14 protein-coding genes and 2 tRNA genes are annotated in these 16,700 nt (G+C 37.9%); all 16 read left to right on the plus strand.

Annotation, left to right across the window (positions count from 1 at the left end):
- The first annotated feature begins 11 nt into the window (after positions 1 to 11).
- The 16 genes from ACSVDH_RS00310 (at position 12) to spoIIE (ending at position 16,665) form a co-directional block, all read left to right on the plus strand.
- On the plus strand, positions 12 to 965 hold the full coding sequence (locus ACSVDH_RS00310) for a ribose-phosphate diphosphokinase (protein WP_299093051.1): 954 nt from the start codon (positions 12 to 14) through the stop codon (positions 963 to 965).
- A 230-nt stretch (positions 966 to 1,195) separates the two neighbouring features.
- On the plus strand, positions 1,196 to 1,822 hold the full coding sequence (locus ACSVDH_RS00315; protein WP_439253522.1) for a 50S ribosomal protein L25/general stress protein Ctc: 627 nt from the start codon (positions 1,196 to 1,198) through the stop codon (positions 1,820 to 1,822).
- A 234-nt stretch (positions 1,823 to 2,056) separates the two neighbouring features.
- Positions 2,057 to 2,614 (plus strand): aminoacyl-tRNA hydrolase, encoded by a 558-nt coding sequence (pth, locus tag ACSVDH_RS00320; RefSeq protein WP_299093047.1) that lies wholly within the window; start codon positions 2,057 to 2,059, stop codon positions 2,612 to 2,614.
- A 99-nt stretch (positions 2,615 to 2,713) separates the two neighbouring features.
- A complete protein-coding gene (fin, locus tag ACSVDH_RS00325) occupies positions 2,714 to 2,944 on the plus strand; it encodes an anti-sigma-F factor Fin (protein ID WP_439253521.1) in 231 nt (76 codons plus the stop codon).
- Between the two features lie 137 nt (positions 2,945 to 3,081).
- Entirely contained in the window at positions 3,082 to 6,615 is a 3,534-nt protein-coding gene (mfd, locus tag ACSVDH_RS00330) for a transcription-repair coupling factor (protein WP_439253520.1), read from the plus strand.
- Between the two features lie 271 nt (positions 6,616 to 6,886).
- Complete coding sequence (gene spoVT, locus ACSVDH_RS00335; RefSeq protein WP_439253519.1) at positions 6,887 to 7,423, plus strand: stage V sporulation protein T; 537 nt, start codon at positions 6,887 to 6,889, stop codon at positions 7,421 to 7,423.
- A 328-nt stretch (positions 7,424 to 7,751) separates the two neighbouring features.
- A complete protein-coding gene (locus ACSVDH_RS00340) occupies positions 7,752 to 9,329 on the plus strand; it encodes a putative polysaccharide biosynthesis protein (protein ID WP_439253518.1) in 1,578 nt (525 codons plus the stop codon).
- Positions 9,330 to 9,343: 14 nt separating this feature from the next.
- Entirely contained in the window at positions 9,344 to 10,813 is a 1,470-nt protein-coding gene (yabN, locus tag ACSVDH_RS00345) for a bifunctional methyltransferase/pyrophosphohydrolase YabN (RefSeq protein ID WP_439253517.1), read from the plus strand.
- A 2-nt stretch (positions 10,814 to 10,815) separates the two neighbouring features.
- Positions 10,816 to 11,079: an RNA-binding S4 domain-containing protein gene (locus tag ACSVDH_RS00350; RefSeq protein ID WP_299093038.1), complete on the plus strand. Its 264-nt coding sequence runs from the start codon at positions 10,816 to 10,818 to the stop codon at positions 11,077 to 11,079.
- 290 nt (positions 11,080 to 11,369) lie between these two features.
- Positions 11,370 to 11,681 carry a sporulation protein YabP gene (gene yabP / locus ACSVDH_RS00355; RefSeq protein ID WP_046517505.1) on the plus strand — a complete coding sequence of 104 codons (312 nt, stop codon included), beginning with the start codon at positions 11,370 to 11,372 and terminating at the stop codon, positions 11,679 to 11,681.
- Positions 11,678 to 12,313 carry a spore cortex biosynthesis protein YabQ gene (gene yabQ / locus ACSVDH_RS00360; RefSeq protein WP_439253516.1) on the plus strand — a complete coding sequence of 212 codons (636 nt, stop codon included), beginning with the start codon at positions 11,678 to 11,680 and terminating at the stop codon, positions 12,311 to 12,313. Before yabP ends, yabQ begins: the two co-directional genes overlap by 4 nt.
- Positions 12,314 to 12,324: 11 nt before the next feature.
- Positions 12,325 to 12,693, plus strand: a complete 369-nt coding sequence (locus tag ACSVDH_RS00365) for an FtsB family cell division protein (protein WP_439253515.1) — start codon at positions 12,325 to 12,327, stop codon at positions 12,691 to 12,693.
- A gap of 87 nt (positions 12,694 to 12,780) precedes the next feature.
- Positions 12,781 to 13,233, plus strand: a complete 453-nt coding sequence (locus ACSVDH_RS00370) for a S1 domain-containing RNA-binding protein (RefSeq protein ID WP_299093034.1) — start codon at positions 12,781 to 12,783, stop codon at positions 13,231 to 13,233.
- Between the two features lie 336 nt (positions 13,234 to 13,569).
- Positions 13,570 to 13,646 (plus strand) — tRNA-Met (locus ACSVDH_RS00375).
- 101 nt (positions 13,647 to 13,747) lie between these two features.
- Positions 13,748 to 13,819 (plus strand) — tRNA-Glu (locus tag ACSVDH_RS00380).
- A 362-nt stretch (positions 13,820 to 14,181) separates the two neighbouring features.
- On the plus strand, positions 14,182 to 16,665 hold the full coding sequence (gene spoIIE / locus ACSVDH_RS00385; RefSeq protein ID WP_439253514.1) for a stage II sporulation protein E: 2,484 nt from the start codon (positions 14,182 to 14,184) through the stop codon (positions 16,663 to 16,665).
- The last annotated feature ends 35 nt before the right edge of the window (positions 16,666 to 16,700 follow it).

Here is a 16,700-nt window from a genome sequence, read left to right on the forward strand (position 1 = left end):
TTCACTTTACCATGTCTAATCGCTATGGAGATTCAAATTTAAAAATATTTACGCTCAACTCTAATCCAGCATTAGCAAAAGAAATTGCAGATATTGTTGGTGTGGATTTAGGGAAGAGTTCTGTTACTCGGTTTAGTGATGGGGAAATCCAAATTAATATTGAGGAAAGTATTCGTGGTTGTGATGTCTATGTCATCCAATCAACCAGCGGCCCTGTTAACGAACATTTAATGGAACTTTTAATCATGATTGATGCCTTAAAACGTGCATCTGCCAAAACCATTAATATTGTAATTCCTTATTATGGATATGCAAGACAAGATCGAAAAGCAAGAGCAAGGGAGCCTATTACAGCTAAGCTTGTTGCAAATCTTATTGAAACAGCAGGTTCAACCCGTGTTATTACTTTAGATCTGCATGCACCACAAATTCAGGGCTTCTTTGATATTCCGATTGATCATCTTATGGGAGTGCCGATATTAGGAGAATATTTCCTAGGAAAAAACCTTGATGATATTGTCATCGTTTCCCCAGATCATGGCGGTGTAACAAGAGCTCGTAAATTAGCGGATAAGTTAAAAGCTCCAATTGCGATTATTGACAAAAGACGTCCAAGACCAAATGTTGTGGAAGTTATGAATATTATTGGGAATATCGAAGGGAAAACAGCTATTTTAATTGATGATATTATTGACACAGCCGGAACAATTACGCTTGCAGCAAACGCGCTTGTCGAAAATGGTGCTAAGGAAGTATTTGCATGCTGTACACATCCTGTTTTATCAGGTCCAGCTATTGAACGGATTAACAATTCTAAAATTAAAGAATTAGTTGTGACAAACTCAATTGCATTGCCGCAAGAGAAACGAATTGATAAATTGGTTGAGCTATCTGTTGCACCATTAATTGGCGAAGCGATTATTCGTGTCCATGAAAAACAATCTGTAAGTTTACTTTTTGATTAAGAAAAGTGCAAGGCGCCTTGTGTTATACAATAACACAAGGTAATAACTTTATACTTACTTTTTTATAAAGGAAGCTTATTCTTGAAATGCGGGCATCCCGTATAAGAATATAGCTTCTTTTTGCTTTCCAGGCATAACCAGATCGCTTCCGCTAGAAAAAATATGTTTATACCTTCCTAGTTATGGGTAAACAATATATATGGATGATAATTCGTTAGGAAGGTGTAACTATGACAACATTACAAGCGATAAAGCGAACTGAATTCACAAACTCTGCGAAAAGAAAAATTCGTGAATCAGGTCAAATTCCCGCGATTATTTATGGGAAGAAAATTGAAAGTAAGCCAGTTGCTTTAGATAGTATCGAGCTGATAAAAACATTAAGGGAAGAAGGAAAAAATGCGATTCTTCACCTGGATGTAGATGGTGATTCCCATGCGGTTATGCTTTATGATGTTCAAACAGATCCATTAAAAAATGAAATTGTCCATGCCGATTTTCATGTAGTGGACATGCAGTCGGATGTGCAAGTTGATGTACCTGTACATTTAACAGGTGAAGCACAAGGGGTGAAGGATGGCGGTGTCTTACAGCAATCATTCCATGAACTAACCATTACTGCAAAGCCGGGAAATATCCCACAGTCTATTGATGTTGATATTACAAACCTCGGCGTAAATGAAACAATCTTAATTAAGGATCTTCCAAAGAGCAATGATTACACATTTGTTCAGGATGAAGAGACAGCGATTGCATCCATTCTCCCGCCTAAGCAGGAAGAAGAAATTGACAGTGGGGAAGAGCAAGAGCCTGGAACTCCTGAAAATGAGGAAGGTCGAGAAGAAAGCGAAAAATAAGAAAGCCATAGATGAATTATTTAACCGAGTGTCAGCCTTCTACTTTAGAGCACTAAGAGATTTTTTCCTAGTAGCTTTAGGAAGGCTGGCACTTTCCTTTTTGCTCATAGACTTTTGTGTTATTGTTAGGATATGAGGAAGAATTGTAAATAAAATAACATGTAAAAGTATAACGATAAGTATATAATATAATCATATGCGTATAAGTTGAGTTGTATTGGAGGGTTTCTAGAAATGAAACTCATAATCGGATTGGGTAATCCTGGGAAACAGTATGAGCAAACAAGGCATAATGTAGGTTTTATGGTTGTTGATAAGCTTTCGAAGGAATTGTCGATCCCGCTTGATCGCCACAAGTTTAACGGATTATATGGGATGGGACATATTTCAGGGGAGAAAATCATATTATTAAAACCACTTACATATATGAATTTATCAGGGGAGTGCATTCGGCCTTTGATGGATTATTATGATATTGATCATAACGAGATTGTTGTTATTTACGATGACCTTGATCTACCAGTTGGAAGAATTCGCTTAAGGACTAAGGGAAGTGCCGGTGGCCATAATGGGATTAAATCCATGATTTTACATTTAGCCACACAAGAATTTAACCGGATTCGCATAGGGATTGACCGTCCAACTAATGGCATGAAAATTACCGATTATGTATTAGGACGATTTACTGATGAGGAAACACAAGGGATCAATGAAGCGATTGATCGATCTGCAAATGCCTGTGAAAGATGGCTGTCTACTTCATTTACTCAGATTATGAATGAGTTTAATTAAACATTCATAATATCAGTTAATCTGCCGAGCAAATCATGTATATCAAGCCTCGAAAAGGTACATACTATCAGTAAAATATACCCTTTTCAGGAGGCAATTATGGCTCTGCATTATCATTGTAGACACTGTGGTGTGAAGGTAGGAAGTATTGATAAAATGGCTGTTTCAAGTGAACAGCTGGGCTTTGATCATTTATCTGATGAAGAACGTCAAGAGATGATAACCTATCAACAAAATGGTGATATACAAATAAAAACGATTTGCGAGGATTGTCACGATGCACTAAATAGATATCCAGAATTTCATCAATATGAAAGTTTTATTCAGTAAGAGCTTTGGGTACAGCCCCAAAGCATTTTTCTGTTTAGCTTTTCACCATAGTATAAAGCTGGCAATCCAAATCTATTTAAAAAACAAACAAGCCAAAAAAGATAAATCTATGAATTTACCTGAGAGGAGGGCTGAGCTTGTATAGTTTGCAGCAATATTTTAATCAGACAGATGATTTTAAGACTATTGTTTCTGGGATTGAAGAAGGGTTGAATGAACAGCTTGTAGCTGGTTTATCTGGTTCAGCTAGAACTGTTTTTACCGCAGCTCTTTATAATGAATTAAAGAAATCAATTTTAATTGTTACTCATAATCTTTATCAAGCTCAAAAATTATATGAAGATCTCGTTCATCTTATAAATGATGAAATGGTTTACCTTTACCCTGTTAATGATTTAATTGCTTCTGAGATTGCGATTGCTAGTCCGGAGCTGAAAGCACAAAGAATTGAGGTTCTTAACAGGCTTGCTGAAGGGAAACAATCGATCATTGTTGCCCCTGTGGCAGGTATAAGGCGTTTGCTTCCGCCTAAAGAAATTTGGGAACAATATCAGTTAAAGATGACGTTAGGACAAGATATTGACCTTGATCAAGTCATTCAGATGTTTATTTCCCTAGGATATGAACGGGCAGACATGGTTAGCACACCAGGGGAATTCAGTGTAAGGGGCGGAATTATTGATATTTATCCGTTGACAGAGGAACATGCCGTTCGTATTGAATTATTTGATACTGAGATTGATTCGATTCGTTCGTTTAATATAGATGACCAGCGTTCACTCCATATGCTGAAGGAAATCTCAATTGGACCTGCAATTGAAATGATTGTCGATGAACAGTCTAAAAATCGCGGTATTCAAGCGGTTGAGGCAGGTTTAGCAAAAACGCTTAAAAAAATGAAGAATGAGCAGCAAAAAGAATTGCTGCTTGAAAATATACAGTATGACTTAGAGCGCTTAAGGAATAATCAATTTAGTCAAGATATCTTTAAATATTCATCCCTCTTCTATGAGAAGGCTGCTAGTTTAGTAGATTATTTCCCTGCAGATGCTATTGTCATTCTTGATGAAATAAGCAGAATTCACGAAACCTATGATCAATTGGATAGGGAAGAAGCTGAGTGGTTTACAAGCTTGCTGGAAGACGGGAAAATCTTTCAGGATGTGAAATTATCCCATTCCTATGTGGATGTGATGACGAAAAAGAAACACCCAATCGTCTATCTTTCATTGTTTTTAAGACATGTACCACATACAAGCCCGCAAAATATTTTGAATTTATCTTGCAAGCAAATGCAAAACTTCCATGGGCAAATGAATGTGTTGAAAAATGAGCTTGAACGCTGGCAGAAGTCGAATTATGCAGTTGTTTTTTTAGGTGTTAATGAAGAACGAACAAAAAAATTAGAGCAGGTTTTAGAAGATTATGATATAAATGCCCACATCCTTGGAGAGATGGAATCCTTTAAGAGCGGGAATATTTATATTATGCAAGGCGATCTTCAAACAGGCTTTGAGCTTCCAATGCAAAAGCTTGCTGTGATCACAGAAGAGGAGCTTTTTAAAAAGCGTGTGAAAAAGCAAGTCAGAAGACAAAAGCTTTCAAATGCTGAGAGAATAAAAAGCTACTCTGAGTTAGAAATTGGTGACTATGTTGTTCACGTGAACCATGGTATTGGTAAATATCTTGGGATTGAAACACTTGAAATTAATGGAATTCATAAGGATTACTTAAACATTAAGTATCAAGGCAGTGACCAGTTATATGTCCCGGTTGAACAAATTGACCAGGTGCAAAAGTATGTAGGCTCTGAAGGCAAAGAACCTAAGATTTATAAGCTTGGCGGCAGCGATTGGCGCAGGGTAAAAAAGAAAGTGGAGTCTTCTGTCCAAGATATTGCTGATGATTTAATTAAACTGTATGCAGAACGTGAAGCTAGTGAAGGGTTTGCCTTTTCCCCTGATGGAGAAATGCAGAAGGAATTTGAATTGGCCTTTCCATATCAGGAAACAGAGGATCAATTACGATCCATCCAAGAAATCAAAAAGGATATGGAGCGTATTCGTCCAATGGACCGACTACTTTGTGGAGATGTTGGTTATGGAAAGACAGAGGTTGCGATAAGAGCGGCGTTTAAGGCCATTGCTGATGGAAAGCAGGTTGCATTATTAGTTCCGACGACCATTCTGGCTCAGCAGCACTTTGAAACGGTTAGAGAGCGATTTCAGGATTATCCGATAAACGTTGGGCTTCTAAGTCGTTTTAGAACGCGAAAGGAAATCACTGAAACGAAAAAAGGCTTAAAAAACGGAACCGTTGACATGGTGATCGGGACACATCGCTTATTATCAAAAGATGTTCAGTATAAGGATTTAGGGTTGCTTATTATCGATGAGGAACAGCGTTTTGGTGTGACGCATAAAGAAAAAATTAAACAGCTGAAAACAAATGTTGATGTCCTTACATTGACAGCGACACCAATCCCAAGGACCTTACATATGTCCATGTTAGGTGTTCGTGATTTATCCGTTATTGAAACACCTCCCGAGAACCGCTTTCCTGTACAAACCTATGTTGTTGAATACAATGGTGCCCTTGTAAGAGAAGCGATTGAACGGGAAATGGCACGTGGCGGTCAAGTGTTCTTTTTATATAACCGAGTCGAGGATATTGAAAGAAAAGCAGAGGAAATATCCATGCTTGTCCCTGATGCCAGGGTGACATATGCACATGGAAAGATGACAGAAAACGAACTTGAGTCCGTTATGCTTAATTTCCTTGAAGGGGAATATGATGTATTAGTAAGTACGACGATTATTGAGACGGGTGTAGATATTCCAAATGTTAATACATTGATTGTCAATGACGCCGATAAGATGGGGTTATCCCAGCTCTATCAGCTACGAGGCAGGGTAGGACGTTCTAATCGTGTGGCATACGCTTATTTTACACATAGAAAAGATAAGGTCTTAACAGAGGTAGCTGAAAAAAGGTTGCAAGCGATAAAGGAATTTACCGAACTTGGCTCTGGATTTAAAATTGCGATGCGTGACCTATCGATTAGAGGAGCAGGTAATTTATTGGGAGCCCAGCAGCACGGCTTTATCGATTCGGTCGGATTTGATCTTTATTCACAAATGTTAAAAGAAGCGATCGAAGAACGGCAAACAGATAAACCGAAGGAAAAAGCGATTGAAGTTGAAATTGATCTCCAAGTGGATGCTTATATACCACAGGAGTATATCTCAGATGGCCGTCAAAAAATCGATATGTATAAACGCTTCAGATCAATTGATTCTTTGCAGGAATTAGAAGAACTGCAAGAGGAAATGATTGACCGTTTTGGAGAATATCCTGTTGAAGTAGATTATTTATTCCAAATTGCAAAAATTAAAGTGTTTGCAATACAGGAAAGAGTTGAACATATTAAACAAGAAAAAGATGTTATTACCTTACTCATTGAAGAGGAAGCAAGTAATAAAATTGACGGCCACCGCCTATTCGAATTGAGCAATAAGTATAATCGAATTGTTGGTTTAGGTATGGAAGGCAGCAGATTAAAGTTGACGGTTGCTACAAAAGGGCTTGATACAGAAAAATGGTTAGATATTATCAAGGAACTATTAAATGGGCTGGCGTCAGTAAAAAAAGAAGAAATTCCTTTAAATTAGGTTTAACATCAAAAGATTTAGGCGAAGCTTATTAGTTGTTAATTTACGAAAAATGTTAAAAAATCACTTTCATCATGTATATTACATCACTTGTGTAGGATACTAATTTCAACAAATGGTGATTGTTACATAAAGAGAAAGCTCCTGTCAAAAGTTTTTTCATTAAAGCTTCAGGAGGTTAGAGTTGTTACACACACCCTACCTTAAAAGTAACAGCAATTCAAACAATCACTCTTTTCCCTATCATCCGATGAAAGTGAGGCAGCATAAGATGAAAGCAACTGGTATTGTTCGTCGTATTGATGATTTAGGTCGAGTCGTTATTCCGAAGGAAATTCGCAGAACACTTCGAATTCGTGAAGGAGATCCATTAGAAATCTTTGTGGATCGCGATGGTGAGGTCATTCTAAAGAAATATTCACCAATAAGCGAATTAAGCGACTTTTCTAAGGAATATGCAGATGCCCTGTATGATAGTTTGGGTCATCCAGTTTTAATCTGTGATCGAGACACATTTATTGCCGTAGCCGGCGGTTCAAAAAAAGAATACTTAAATAAGAACATTAGTGACGTAGTTGAACAAGCAATGGAAGAAAGAAGCTCTGTTTTACAAGCTGAAGGTGGAGAAACACAGCTTGTTGAAGGTCTTAGCGAAGAAATCAAATCATATACAATTGGACCAATTGTCGCGAATGGTGATCCAATTGGAGCTGTCATTATTTTTTCTAAAGAACAGCCAATTGGTGAAGTTGAGCATAAGGCAGTAGAGACTGCAGCAGGATTTTTAGCGCGTCAAATGGAACAATAAGGATGTAGACAAAAAGGGCAGCGTACATGCTGCTCTTTTTTAATGATTTCAGAATTTATATATTTTCTTAACATAGCTTGCGTTTCTGAATCTAGCTCCAGGCGCCAACGGCTCTTGGGTCTAGTCAAAAGGAATTGAAGGTAAAGAACACCTTCTATTCCTGTTCGCCTTATGCTTGTCGCCGAATGCTTAGCGCCTTGCGCTTTTTTTATGTTTGAATTATTTGTTTTATCTATCCTAAATGTTGTTTCATTCTTAGGCTAAGACTTTTCAATGCTCTTCAGCTCTACTATAATCAAGCTTAGAGGATTTTTGAGAGGAGTAGGACATGAACGTCCAGAAGAATAGGATGAATCTGGCCATACAAGGAGCGCTTATCCTTACAGTTGCCGGGTTAGTAACAAAAATTTTAAGTGCAGCATACCGTGTTCCTTTTCAAAATATTGTCGGGGATATCGGGTTTTATATTTATCAACAGGTTTATCCTTTTTATGGGATGAGTGTGATTTTAGCCACATCGGGGTTCCCTGTAGTGATTTCGAAGGTGATGACGGAATACGGATATGGGAAATCGATGCAAATTCGCTCAAAGATCATGACGATAATATTTTTCTATTTATTAGTCATTGGTTTTTTTCTATCTATTTGTTTATACATATTTTCTGATGAGATCGCACGCTTTATGGGAGACCTTCATCTTACAAAGCTTATTCAGGTATCCGCAATCTCGTTTCTCATTGTTCCCCTAGTCTCAACCTATAGAGGCTATTATCAATCAGAGCAAAATATGAATCCGACAGCTGTTTCTCAGGTTGTTGAACAAGGAATTAGAGTTTCTTTTATATTGGTAAGCTCTTATTTCATGATAAAAGCTGGATATAATTTGTATGAAGTTGGTTTTGGGACTTTAGCAGGTTCTATTATTGGGAGCATCGCTGCGCTGGTAATGCTGGCAATCACTTGGAGAAAAGAGCATCGCGGCATGTTTAGGTGGAATATTTCTGCACCTATTCAAACTCGGAAAATACTCTTATCTTTAGTGAAGTCTAGCTGGACAATTGGGTTAAGCAGCCTTTTGCTAATTTTTATACAGCTAATTGATGCGCTTAATTTATATTCCCTATTAGTTGATGGAGGAATGGGAAAGGTTTTAGCGAAGGAAACCAAGGGCATATATGATCGTGGACAACCGCTTATTCAGTTGGGGACAGTTGTTGCGACATCTCTTGCTCTATCACTTGTTCCCGTTATTGCAAGCGCAAAGGTGCAAAATAACTTTGTCTTTATTCATGAAAAGCTGAATCTTTCTTTGAAGCTATGCATTGTTGTTGCCGCAGGTGCATCATCCGGGTTAATAGCGATTATAAAACCGACGAATGTGATGCTTTTTACAAATACTTCAGGCTCAATGGTCTTAATGGTCTTAAGTGTTTCCATATTGTTTACCTCGTTATGTCTAACTATGTTTGCGATATTACAGGGATTAGGTTATGCCTTTTTTCCAGCATTGTCGGTCATAGTTGGAGTTGGGATTAAATATGGTTTAAATACGTGGCTGATTCCAATTTACGGGGTGATCGGAGCAGCAATCTCAACAGTCGTTTCTTACGGGATTGTCGTATTGATCACAATTTTATATATGGTGATAAAAGGTTATTCTTTTAAAGGGAATAAGAGTTTAGTTAAAATCGGTCTTGCGATTGGCATCATGGTTATCTTGTTAACGATCTTCCTAAAAGCTGCAGGCCTGGTTTTTGACTTAGAGCATCGACTGTATGCTAGTATTGCATCGCTCAGCGGGGTATTAATCGGAGGTTGTATTTATGGATGGGCAATTTTAAAATTAAAAGTATTTACACATGATGAGCTTCAAAATATTCCAATTGTAAAAAAACTTGTAAAATGAAATGGGGTTCATAAATGGCTAAAAAAATCACAATTGTTGGGTTAGGTGCAGGCGATTTGCAGCAATTGCCTTTTGGTGTATACCAATTAATTACAAAATCTGTGCATTTATTTTTGCGGACAAAGGAGCATCCCATTATTGTCGAATTAAATAACGAAATACGTTATGAAGCGTTTGATTCTATTTATGAAGAGAATGATGACTTTGATGAAGTGTATCGGAAAATTGTCGAAACCTTATTAGAAAAAGCTGCCGATCAGGATATTGTGTATGCTGTTCCGGGACATCCGCTTGTCGCAGAGAAAACCGTACAACTCCTTTTAAATAACGGAAGGGAAAAGGGTTATACAATTGTTGTACAAGGCGGACAAAGCTTTATCGATTCGACTTTTCAGGCATTAGAAATTGATCCAATTGAAGGATTTCAGCTAGTAGATGCCTTAACATTAAAAAGCGAACAGCTTCAATTGAATGGACATGTTCTTATTACTCAAGTTTATGACCAAATGGTAGCATCAGATGTAAAGCTCACCTTAATGGAACAGCTGCCAGATGATTATCGTGTCACGATTGTAACTGCTGCTGGAAGCAGTCAGCAGCATATTAAAGAAGTGCCATTGTATGAGCTTGATCGTGAAACAAGTGTCAACAACTTAACAAGTGTCTATGTTCCACCTGTAAAAAATAACGAACTGTTATATCATCAATTTACTAGCTTTAGGCAAATTGTAGCCGAACTGCGCGGTCCAGATGGCTGCCCTTGGGACAAGGAACAAACACATCACTCTTTAAAAAGATATTTAATTGAAGAGTGTTATGAACTATTGGAAGCAATAGAAGAAGAAGATATAGATCATATGATTGAAGAACTAGGTGACGTTCTTTTGCAGGTTGTTCTTCATGCCCAAATTGGTGAAGACGATGGAATGTTTTCGATTGATGATGTTATAAGAGCAGTCGCAGAAAAGATGGTTCGCAGACACCCGCATGTGTTTGGAGAAACGGTTGTTCAAGATACAAATGAGGTGCTGGCAAACTGGGAAGAGATTAAGCAAAAAGAAAAAGAACTCCCTATTAGAATATCCATTCTTGATTCGGTATCATCAGCACTTCCCGCCCTTTCCAAAGCCTTTCATTTACAGAAAAAAGCTGCTAAGGTTGGATTTGACTGGCCAACGGTTGATGAAACCTGGGAAAAGGTAAAAGAGGAAATAACAGAATTTGAAGACGAGCTAAAATTGAATACAAATGATCATTACATCATGAAGGAGTTCGGTGATGTGTTATTTGCGTTAGTCAATGTGGGAAGGCATTATCATATTGAACCTGAGGAAGCATTGGCTTCAACAAATAAAAAATTTTATGATCGTTTTCGCTACATAGAGAAGAAGGCAGAGGAACATAACCTGAAGCTTCAAGACATGTCCTTAGAAGAAATGGATCAATTATGGAATGAAGCAAAGAAAATAGATAAAGAGGGATGAAGATGAGATTAGACAAATTTTTAAAAGTATCAAGAATCATTAAACGAAGAACATTAGCAAAAGAAATTGCCGATCAAGGCCGGATTTCAATTAATGGAATCCCCGGAAAGGCAAGCTCTAATGTGAAAATAGGGGATGAATTGCTCATCCGTTTTGGCCAAAAGTTAATGACAGTTGAGATTACAGATTTAAAGGAAACAACAAGAAAAGAAGAGGCAGCAAATCTGTACCGTATTGTTAAAGAAGAGAAGGTAGAGCAGGAATAGCTTTTAGGGCAAGGCGCTTTCGCATTTCTGTATTGTCTAGCTGCAGCGCCTAGCTCCTCGAGTCATAAGCCACTTAGGAATTGAAGACAAAAGAACGTCTTCTATTTCTAAGCGTCTTATGCTTGTCGGAGCTGATCAAGCCGCTTCCGCTTTTCGATATTGTCTAGCTGCAGCGCCTAGGCCCTCGAGGTCACAAGCCGCTTCCGCATTTCTATATAGCTTGTTCTAATTCGGATTGTTTTTACATACAAATGTAAAAGAATCCTTTATTTAGAATGCGGAGGTTGAACATGAATCAATATTATGATAACAATTCATCTGTCCATAAAGGTGCCATTCAAGAGCATGATGTCATCATGCGGGGAAGGAAATTATTAGAGATAACTGGTGTTAAGCAGGTGGAGAGCTTTGATAGTGAGGAATTTCTATTGGATACCGTCATGGGGGCGCTAGCGATCCGCGGGCAAAACCTTCAGATGAAAAATCTTGATGTTGATAAGGGCGTTGTTTCCATAAAGGGCAGCAGAATTTTTGACTTGGTGTATTTGGACGAACAGCATGGGGAGAAAGCTAAAGGACTCTTTAGCAAGTTATTTAAATGAGTCTGACAACGCAATTTTACACAATGTTGGCAATGGCTGGTATGGGTGGTTGGCTCGGTTTGGCTCTCGATACTTATGGCCGCTTTTTAAAGCGGCCAATGAGAGCTAGATGGGTTGTTTTTATTAATGATTTTTTATTTTGGGTCGTACAAGGACTTATCCTTTTTTATCTGTTGCTGCTGGTTAATGAAGGAGAATTGCGGATTTATATCTTCCTAGCTGTTCTATGCGGATATGCAGCTTATCAGAGTTTATTTAAACGCTTGTATTTGCGTATTCTTGAGCGTTTAATACAGACAAGCCTGAGCATCTATCGTTTTATGCTAAAGGTAGGCAATCTAATGATCGTAAAACCGATTGTCGGCTTGGTTCAGCTGCTCTTTGTGATCTTACTTGGAACGGTGAACTTTTTATGGAGATTACTAAAATGGGCTTTTCAATTTTTATATTCGTTCGTTAAACTTTTATTAGCACCGGTAAGATTTCTTTTGCGCCTTTTATGGCGGTTTACTCCATTTACAATTAGGAACTTTCTGGGAAAGATTATTCGGTTGTTAGCAGGATTTATGAAAAAATTCCAGAATATAGCTAGTAAGATAAAAGCGTGGTGGCTACGGAGAAAAGAAAAGTAAGGAGGAAAACTATGAGTCTCGAAAGAACCAGGAAAATTACGGAATTGCAATCACAATATATGCAGCAACAGGAGAGACAACAGCAACTTTCGAAACGACGGAAAAGAGGCTTGATCAGAAGGTTGACCCTGTTAGGATTACTGGCTGTCATTTCTTCAGTGGTTATAATCACCACCATTTACAATCAGCAAAGTACCATTGAGGAAAAATTGGCTGAACAAAAAAAACTTGAAAAAGAATTGAGCGGATTAAAACAAGAGGAGAAGCTTTTAAGAGAAGAAATTGTCAAGCTTAATGATGATGAGTATATCGCAAAAATTGCACGAAGGGATTATTTCTTATCTGATGAGAATGAGATCATCTTTAACATAAAAGATTAGCCTTGTTGACACTCGATTTTTTATTTATGTATAATATAATAAAGGTTCGAATGATTTTTTATCTGTTTAAGGAGGAGCATTATTTTTATGTCGATTGAAGTTGGCAGCAAGTTACAGGGTAAAGTGACGGGCATTACTAATTTTGGAGCTTTTGTTGAGCTACCAGGAGGCTCTACAGGTCTCGTTCACATCAGTGAAGTTGCCGATAATTATGTGAAGGATATTAATGATCACTTAAAAGTCGGAGATGAAGTTACAGTTAAAGTAATAAATGTTGAGAATGATGGTAAGATTGGTTTATCTATTAAAAAAGCGATAGATCGCCCAGAGCGCCCAGAACGTCCAGAACGCCCAAGAAACTCAGATCGTCCAAGGCAATCAGATCGCCCGAGACAAAGAGGAAATGATTTCCGCAATAATAGCAAGGAAAGCTTTGAACAAAAGATGAGTCGTTTCTTAAAAGACAGTGAAGATCGTCTATCTTCATTAAAACGCAATACAGAATCAAAACGCGGTGGTCGAGGAGCTAGAAGAGGATAGCTTGCTGCCTTCATATAAATGTTGCCGTAAAAGGAAGACATCTTATTGGTGTTTTCCTTTTTTTAATGTTTAAGAAAGTATAAAATTTTGTACTTAGTTTTAGTGTCTAGCTCCAGCGCCTAGCCCCTCGAGGTCATAAGCCAATTTAGAATTGAAGGCAAAAGAACGCCTTCTATTCTAAATCGTCTTATTTGCCCTAGGCTGATCAAGGCGCTTGCGCTTTTCTAAATAGTGATTAATAGTCAGAAGATTATGTGAATAAATTTTATATTGACGTAAATTTAATTCGAATGTATTATATATCTTGTGCCTTAGAAAAGGACAACTTTGAAATATGGCGGCGTAGCTCAGCTGGCTAGAGCGTACGGTTCATACCCGTGAGGTCGTGGGTTCGATTCCCTCCGCCGCTACCATACTAGAAGTTGGAATTTGGAAGTAAGAAGTCGGATAAACGTTTTCTTCGAAATTAAACATAAACCTCTGACATCTCATATCCGTCTCCAACATTTAAATAGGCCCGTTGGTCAAGCGGTTAAGACACCGCCCTTTCACGGCGGTAACACGGGTTCGAATCCCGTACGGGTCATATGGAAAAACTAGTTGTTTTGAGCAACTAGTTTTTTTGTCGTTTTACTAAAAAAGCTTCTCCGCACTAAGGAAATGGGATTCGAAACCTGGTAAGGTGAAATATTTTGCCGACAAGGACCCGTTTTTCATAGGCTATTCTATCTTTCTTTCTCCTTTTACTTACATATTCCTAGCCGTTTTCTCATCGTTTTCTACCTTTTTGACGAAAGACATTGGAAAAATTTTCACATCACTTAGATATTTGTCGCATTCTTCAAAAACAGTCGAACTGTTTTTGGAATATCATTCCTTCTTTTGACAAAATCTTGTCCAAGCGTTCGATATAATTACAGCAACAATCAATTAGTGGGGGAATGAACGATGGAAAAAGTAGAAAGAAGGTTAATGGAGCCGATTTCGGATTTGGGAATGGTTAAAACCCAGCAAGTAGTTAATCGATTCTTTCATCGATTCTCTTCTAAATTACAAGTGTTCCTCTTGCATAAAGGTCTTGTGTATGTATTAATTGGTTTTTTATTAGGACGAGCAATTATTTTATCGGAGGTATTACCTTTCGCATTGCCATTCTTTGGCGCGGTTTTTCTCATGAAAAAAGATAAGGCATTATTAGCCGGTTTCTCCTTAATAGCCGGAGGTATGACTGTTTCTTTTGAAATATCCTTCATCATTTTAGCATCAATTATTGGTTTCCTTGTGATCAATCGCCTATCTGCCTATATCTTTAAGGATCAATTAAAGATTCTCCCCTTTGTCGTTTTTGGGACGGTTGCATTAACAAGGATTGTCTTTTCACTCGCAACCAAATCCACTTTAACATTATATGATTATATGATGGCAGGGGTTGAATCAGGGTTATCCTTTATCCTAACTTTAATATTTCTTCAAAGTATTCCACTCATATCTGCCCGAAAATATAAACAATCACTAAAGATTGAGGAAATTATCTGCATTATGATTCTCTTAGCTTCTGTAATGACAGGTCTTGTTGGAGTGTCCTATCAAAATTTGCAGGCAGAACATATCTTTTCCCGTTATATTGTTCTCCTTTTTGCCTTTATAGGCGGATCCAGCATTGGCTGTACAGTTGGAGTTGTCACGGGATTGATTTTAAGCTTGGCAAACGTCGGAAACTTATATCATATGAGCCTCCTTGCCTTTTCTGGACTATTAGGAGGTCTATTAAGAGAAGGGCAAAAATTAGGAACGGCAATTGGCCTTCTGCTAGGGTCTGTGTTGATTTCTTTATATGGACAAGGGTCATCTGATTTAATGACAACACTGACTGAATCAATGATTGCCATCTTGTTATTCCTGATTACACCGAAAGCCATTACAGCAAGACTGGCACGGCACATCCCAGGGACAAGTGAGCATGCTCAGGAACAACAACAATATGTACGGAAAATCCGTGATGTAACCGCACATCGCGTTGATCAATTTTCACAAGTATTCCAAGCGCTATCGGAAAGCTTTGGAACCTTTTATAATAAGGATGTGACAGAAGATGAACAACGAGAAACCGATTTATTTTTAAGCAGTATTACTGAAAGTACATGCCAGCATTGTTTTAAGAAAGAAAGGTGCTGGGTACAGAACTTTGATACAACTTATGAATATATGCAGGCAATTATGCAAGAAACGAAACAAAAAACGTATCAAAACAATATCAAGTTAAAAAAGGAGTTTGCGAAACACTGTTCAAAATCAACGAAAGTGGAAGAGGCGATCGAAGAAGAAATCAATTATTTTCAAGCAAATCAAAAGCTAAAGAAGGAGGTTCAGGAAAGCAGGAGGTTAGTTGCTGAACAACTATTAGGTGTATCACATGTTATGGAGGACCTTTCCAAGGAAATTAAAAGAGAACGCGAGAATCATTTTGTCCAGGAGGAGCAAATTTTAGATGCCCTGCAAAATTTCGGGATAGAAATTGTCAATGTAGATATTTACAGCCTTGAGCAAGGGAATGTCGATATTGAAATGAGTATTCCTTTTTGTAATGGACATGGTGAGTGCGAAAAAATCATTGCACCAATGCTATCTGATATTTTAGATGAATCAATTATCGTTAAACATGAGGAGTGTGCAAACTATCCAAATGGTTATTGCCATGTTTCATTTGGTTCAGCGAAGAAATTCCGGATTGAAACAGGTGTTGCTCATGCAGCGAAAGGCGGCGGTTTAGTATCAGGTGATAGCTATTCAATGATTGATTTAGGAGTGGGCAAGTTTGCTGTTGCCATTAGTGATGGAATGGGAAATGGTGAAAGAGCTCACTTTGAAAGCAATGAAACGATCAAGCTATTGCAAAAAATCTTGCAATCAGGCATAGAAGAAAAGGTTGCAATTAAAACAATCAATTCAATTTTATCGCTTAGAACGACAGATGAAATTTTCTCAACGCTCGATTTAGCGATTGTCGATCTTCAAGATGGAACCAGTAAATTCTTAAAAATTGGCTCAACGCCAAGCTTTGTGAAACGAGGAGATAAAATCATTAAAATTCAAGCTAGCAATCTACCAATGGGCATTATCGATGATTTCGATGTCGATGTTGTTGGGGAAAAGCTGAAGGCAGGAGACCTTTTGATTATGATGAGTGATGGTATCTTTGAAGGACCAAAACATGTTGAGAATTATGATTTATGGATGAAGCGGAAAATTAGTGAAATAAAAACGGAAGATCCTCAAGAGGTTGCAGACCTAATAATGGAAGAGGTGATAAGAACGAGATCCGGTAAAATCGAGGATGATATGACGGTTGTTGTTTCAGCGATTGAGCACAATACGCCGAAATGGGCAAGCATTCCTGTTTCAAAATATGAAGCAAAGAAAAAAATAGGTTAAGAAGGAGCTAGAGTATAAAAACCTGCTCTTCTGGC

The organism is Metabacillus sp. Hm71 (assembly GCF_051842955.2).
Classification (GTDB): Bacteria; Bacillota; Bacilli; order Bacillales; family Bacillaceae; genus Metabacillus.

Bases quoted from the DNA above. Each gene is read 5' to 3' on its own strand.
- yabN (WP_439253517.1), top strand. From the start codon at position 9,344: ATGGCTAAAAAAATCACAATTGTTGGGTTAGGTGCAGGCGATTTGCAG.
- spoIIE (WP_439253514.1), top strand. From the start codon at position 14,182: ATGGAAAAAGTAGAAAGAAGGTTAATGGAGCCGATTTCGGATTTGGGA.
- ACSVDH_RS00310 (WP_299093051.1), top strand. From the start codon at position 12: ATGTCTAATCGCTATGGAGATTCAAATTTAAAAATATTTACGCTCAAC.
- ACSVDH_RS00315 (WP_439253522.1), top strand. From the start codon at position 1,196: ATGACAACATTACAAGCGATAAAGCGAACTGAATTCACAAACTCTGCG.
- fin (WP_439253521.1), top strand. From the start codon at position 2,714: ATGGCTCTGCATTATCATTGTAGACACTGTGGTGTGAAGGTAGGAAGT.
- ACSVDH_RS00350 (WP_299093038.1), top strand. From the start codon at position 10,816: ATGAGATTAGACAAATTTTTAAAAGTATCAAGAATCATTAAACGAAGA.
- ACSVDH_RS00370 (WP_299093034.1), top strand. From the start codon at position 12,781: ATGTCGATTGAAGTTGGCAGCAAGTTACAGGGTAAAGTGACGGGCATT.
- spoVT (WP_439253519.1), top strand. From the start codon at position 6,887: ATGAAAGCAACTGGTATTGTTCGTCGTATTGATGATTTAGGTCGAGTC.
- ACSVDH_RS00340 (WP_439253518.1), top strand. From the start codon at position 7,752: ATGAACGTCCAGAAGAATAGGATGAATCTGGCCATACAAGGAGCGCTT.
- pth (WP_299093047.1), top strand. From the start codon at position 2,057: ATGAAACTCATAATCGGATTGGGTAATCCTGGGAAACAGTATGAGCAA.
- yabP (WP_046517505.1), top strand. From the start codon at position 11,370: ATGAATCAATATTATGATAACAATTCATCTGTCCATAAAGGTGCCATT.
- ACSVDH_RS00365 (WP_439253515.1), top strand. From the start codon at position 12,325: ATGAGTCTCGAAAGAACCAGGAAAATTACGGAATTGCAATCACAATAT.
- yabQ (WP_439253516.1), top strand. From the start codon at position 11,678: ATGAGTCTGACAACGCAATTTTACACAATGTTGGCAATGGCTGGTATG.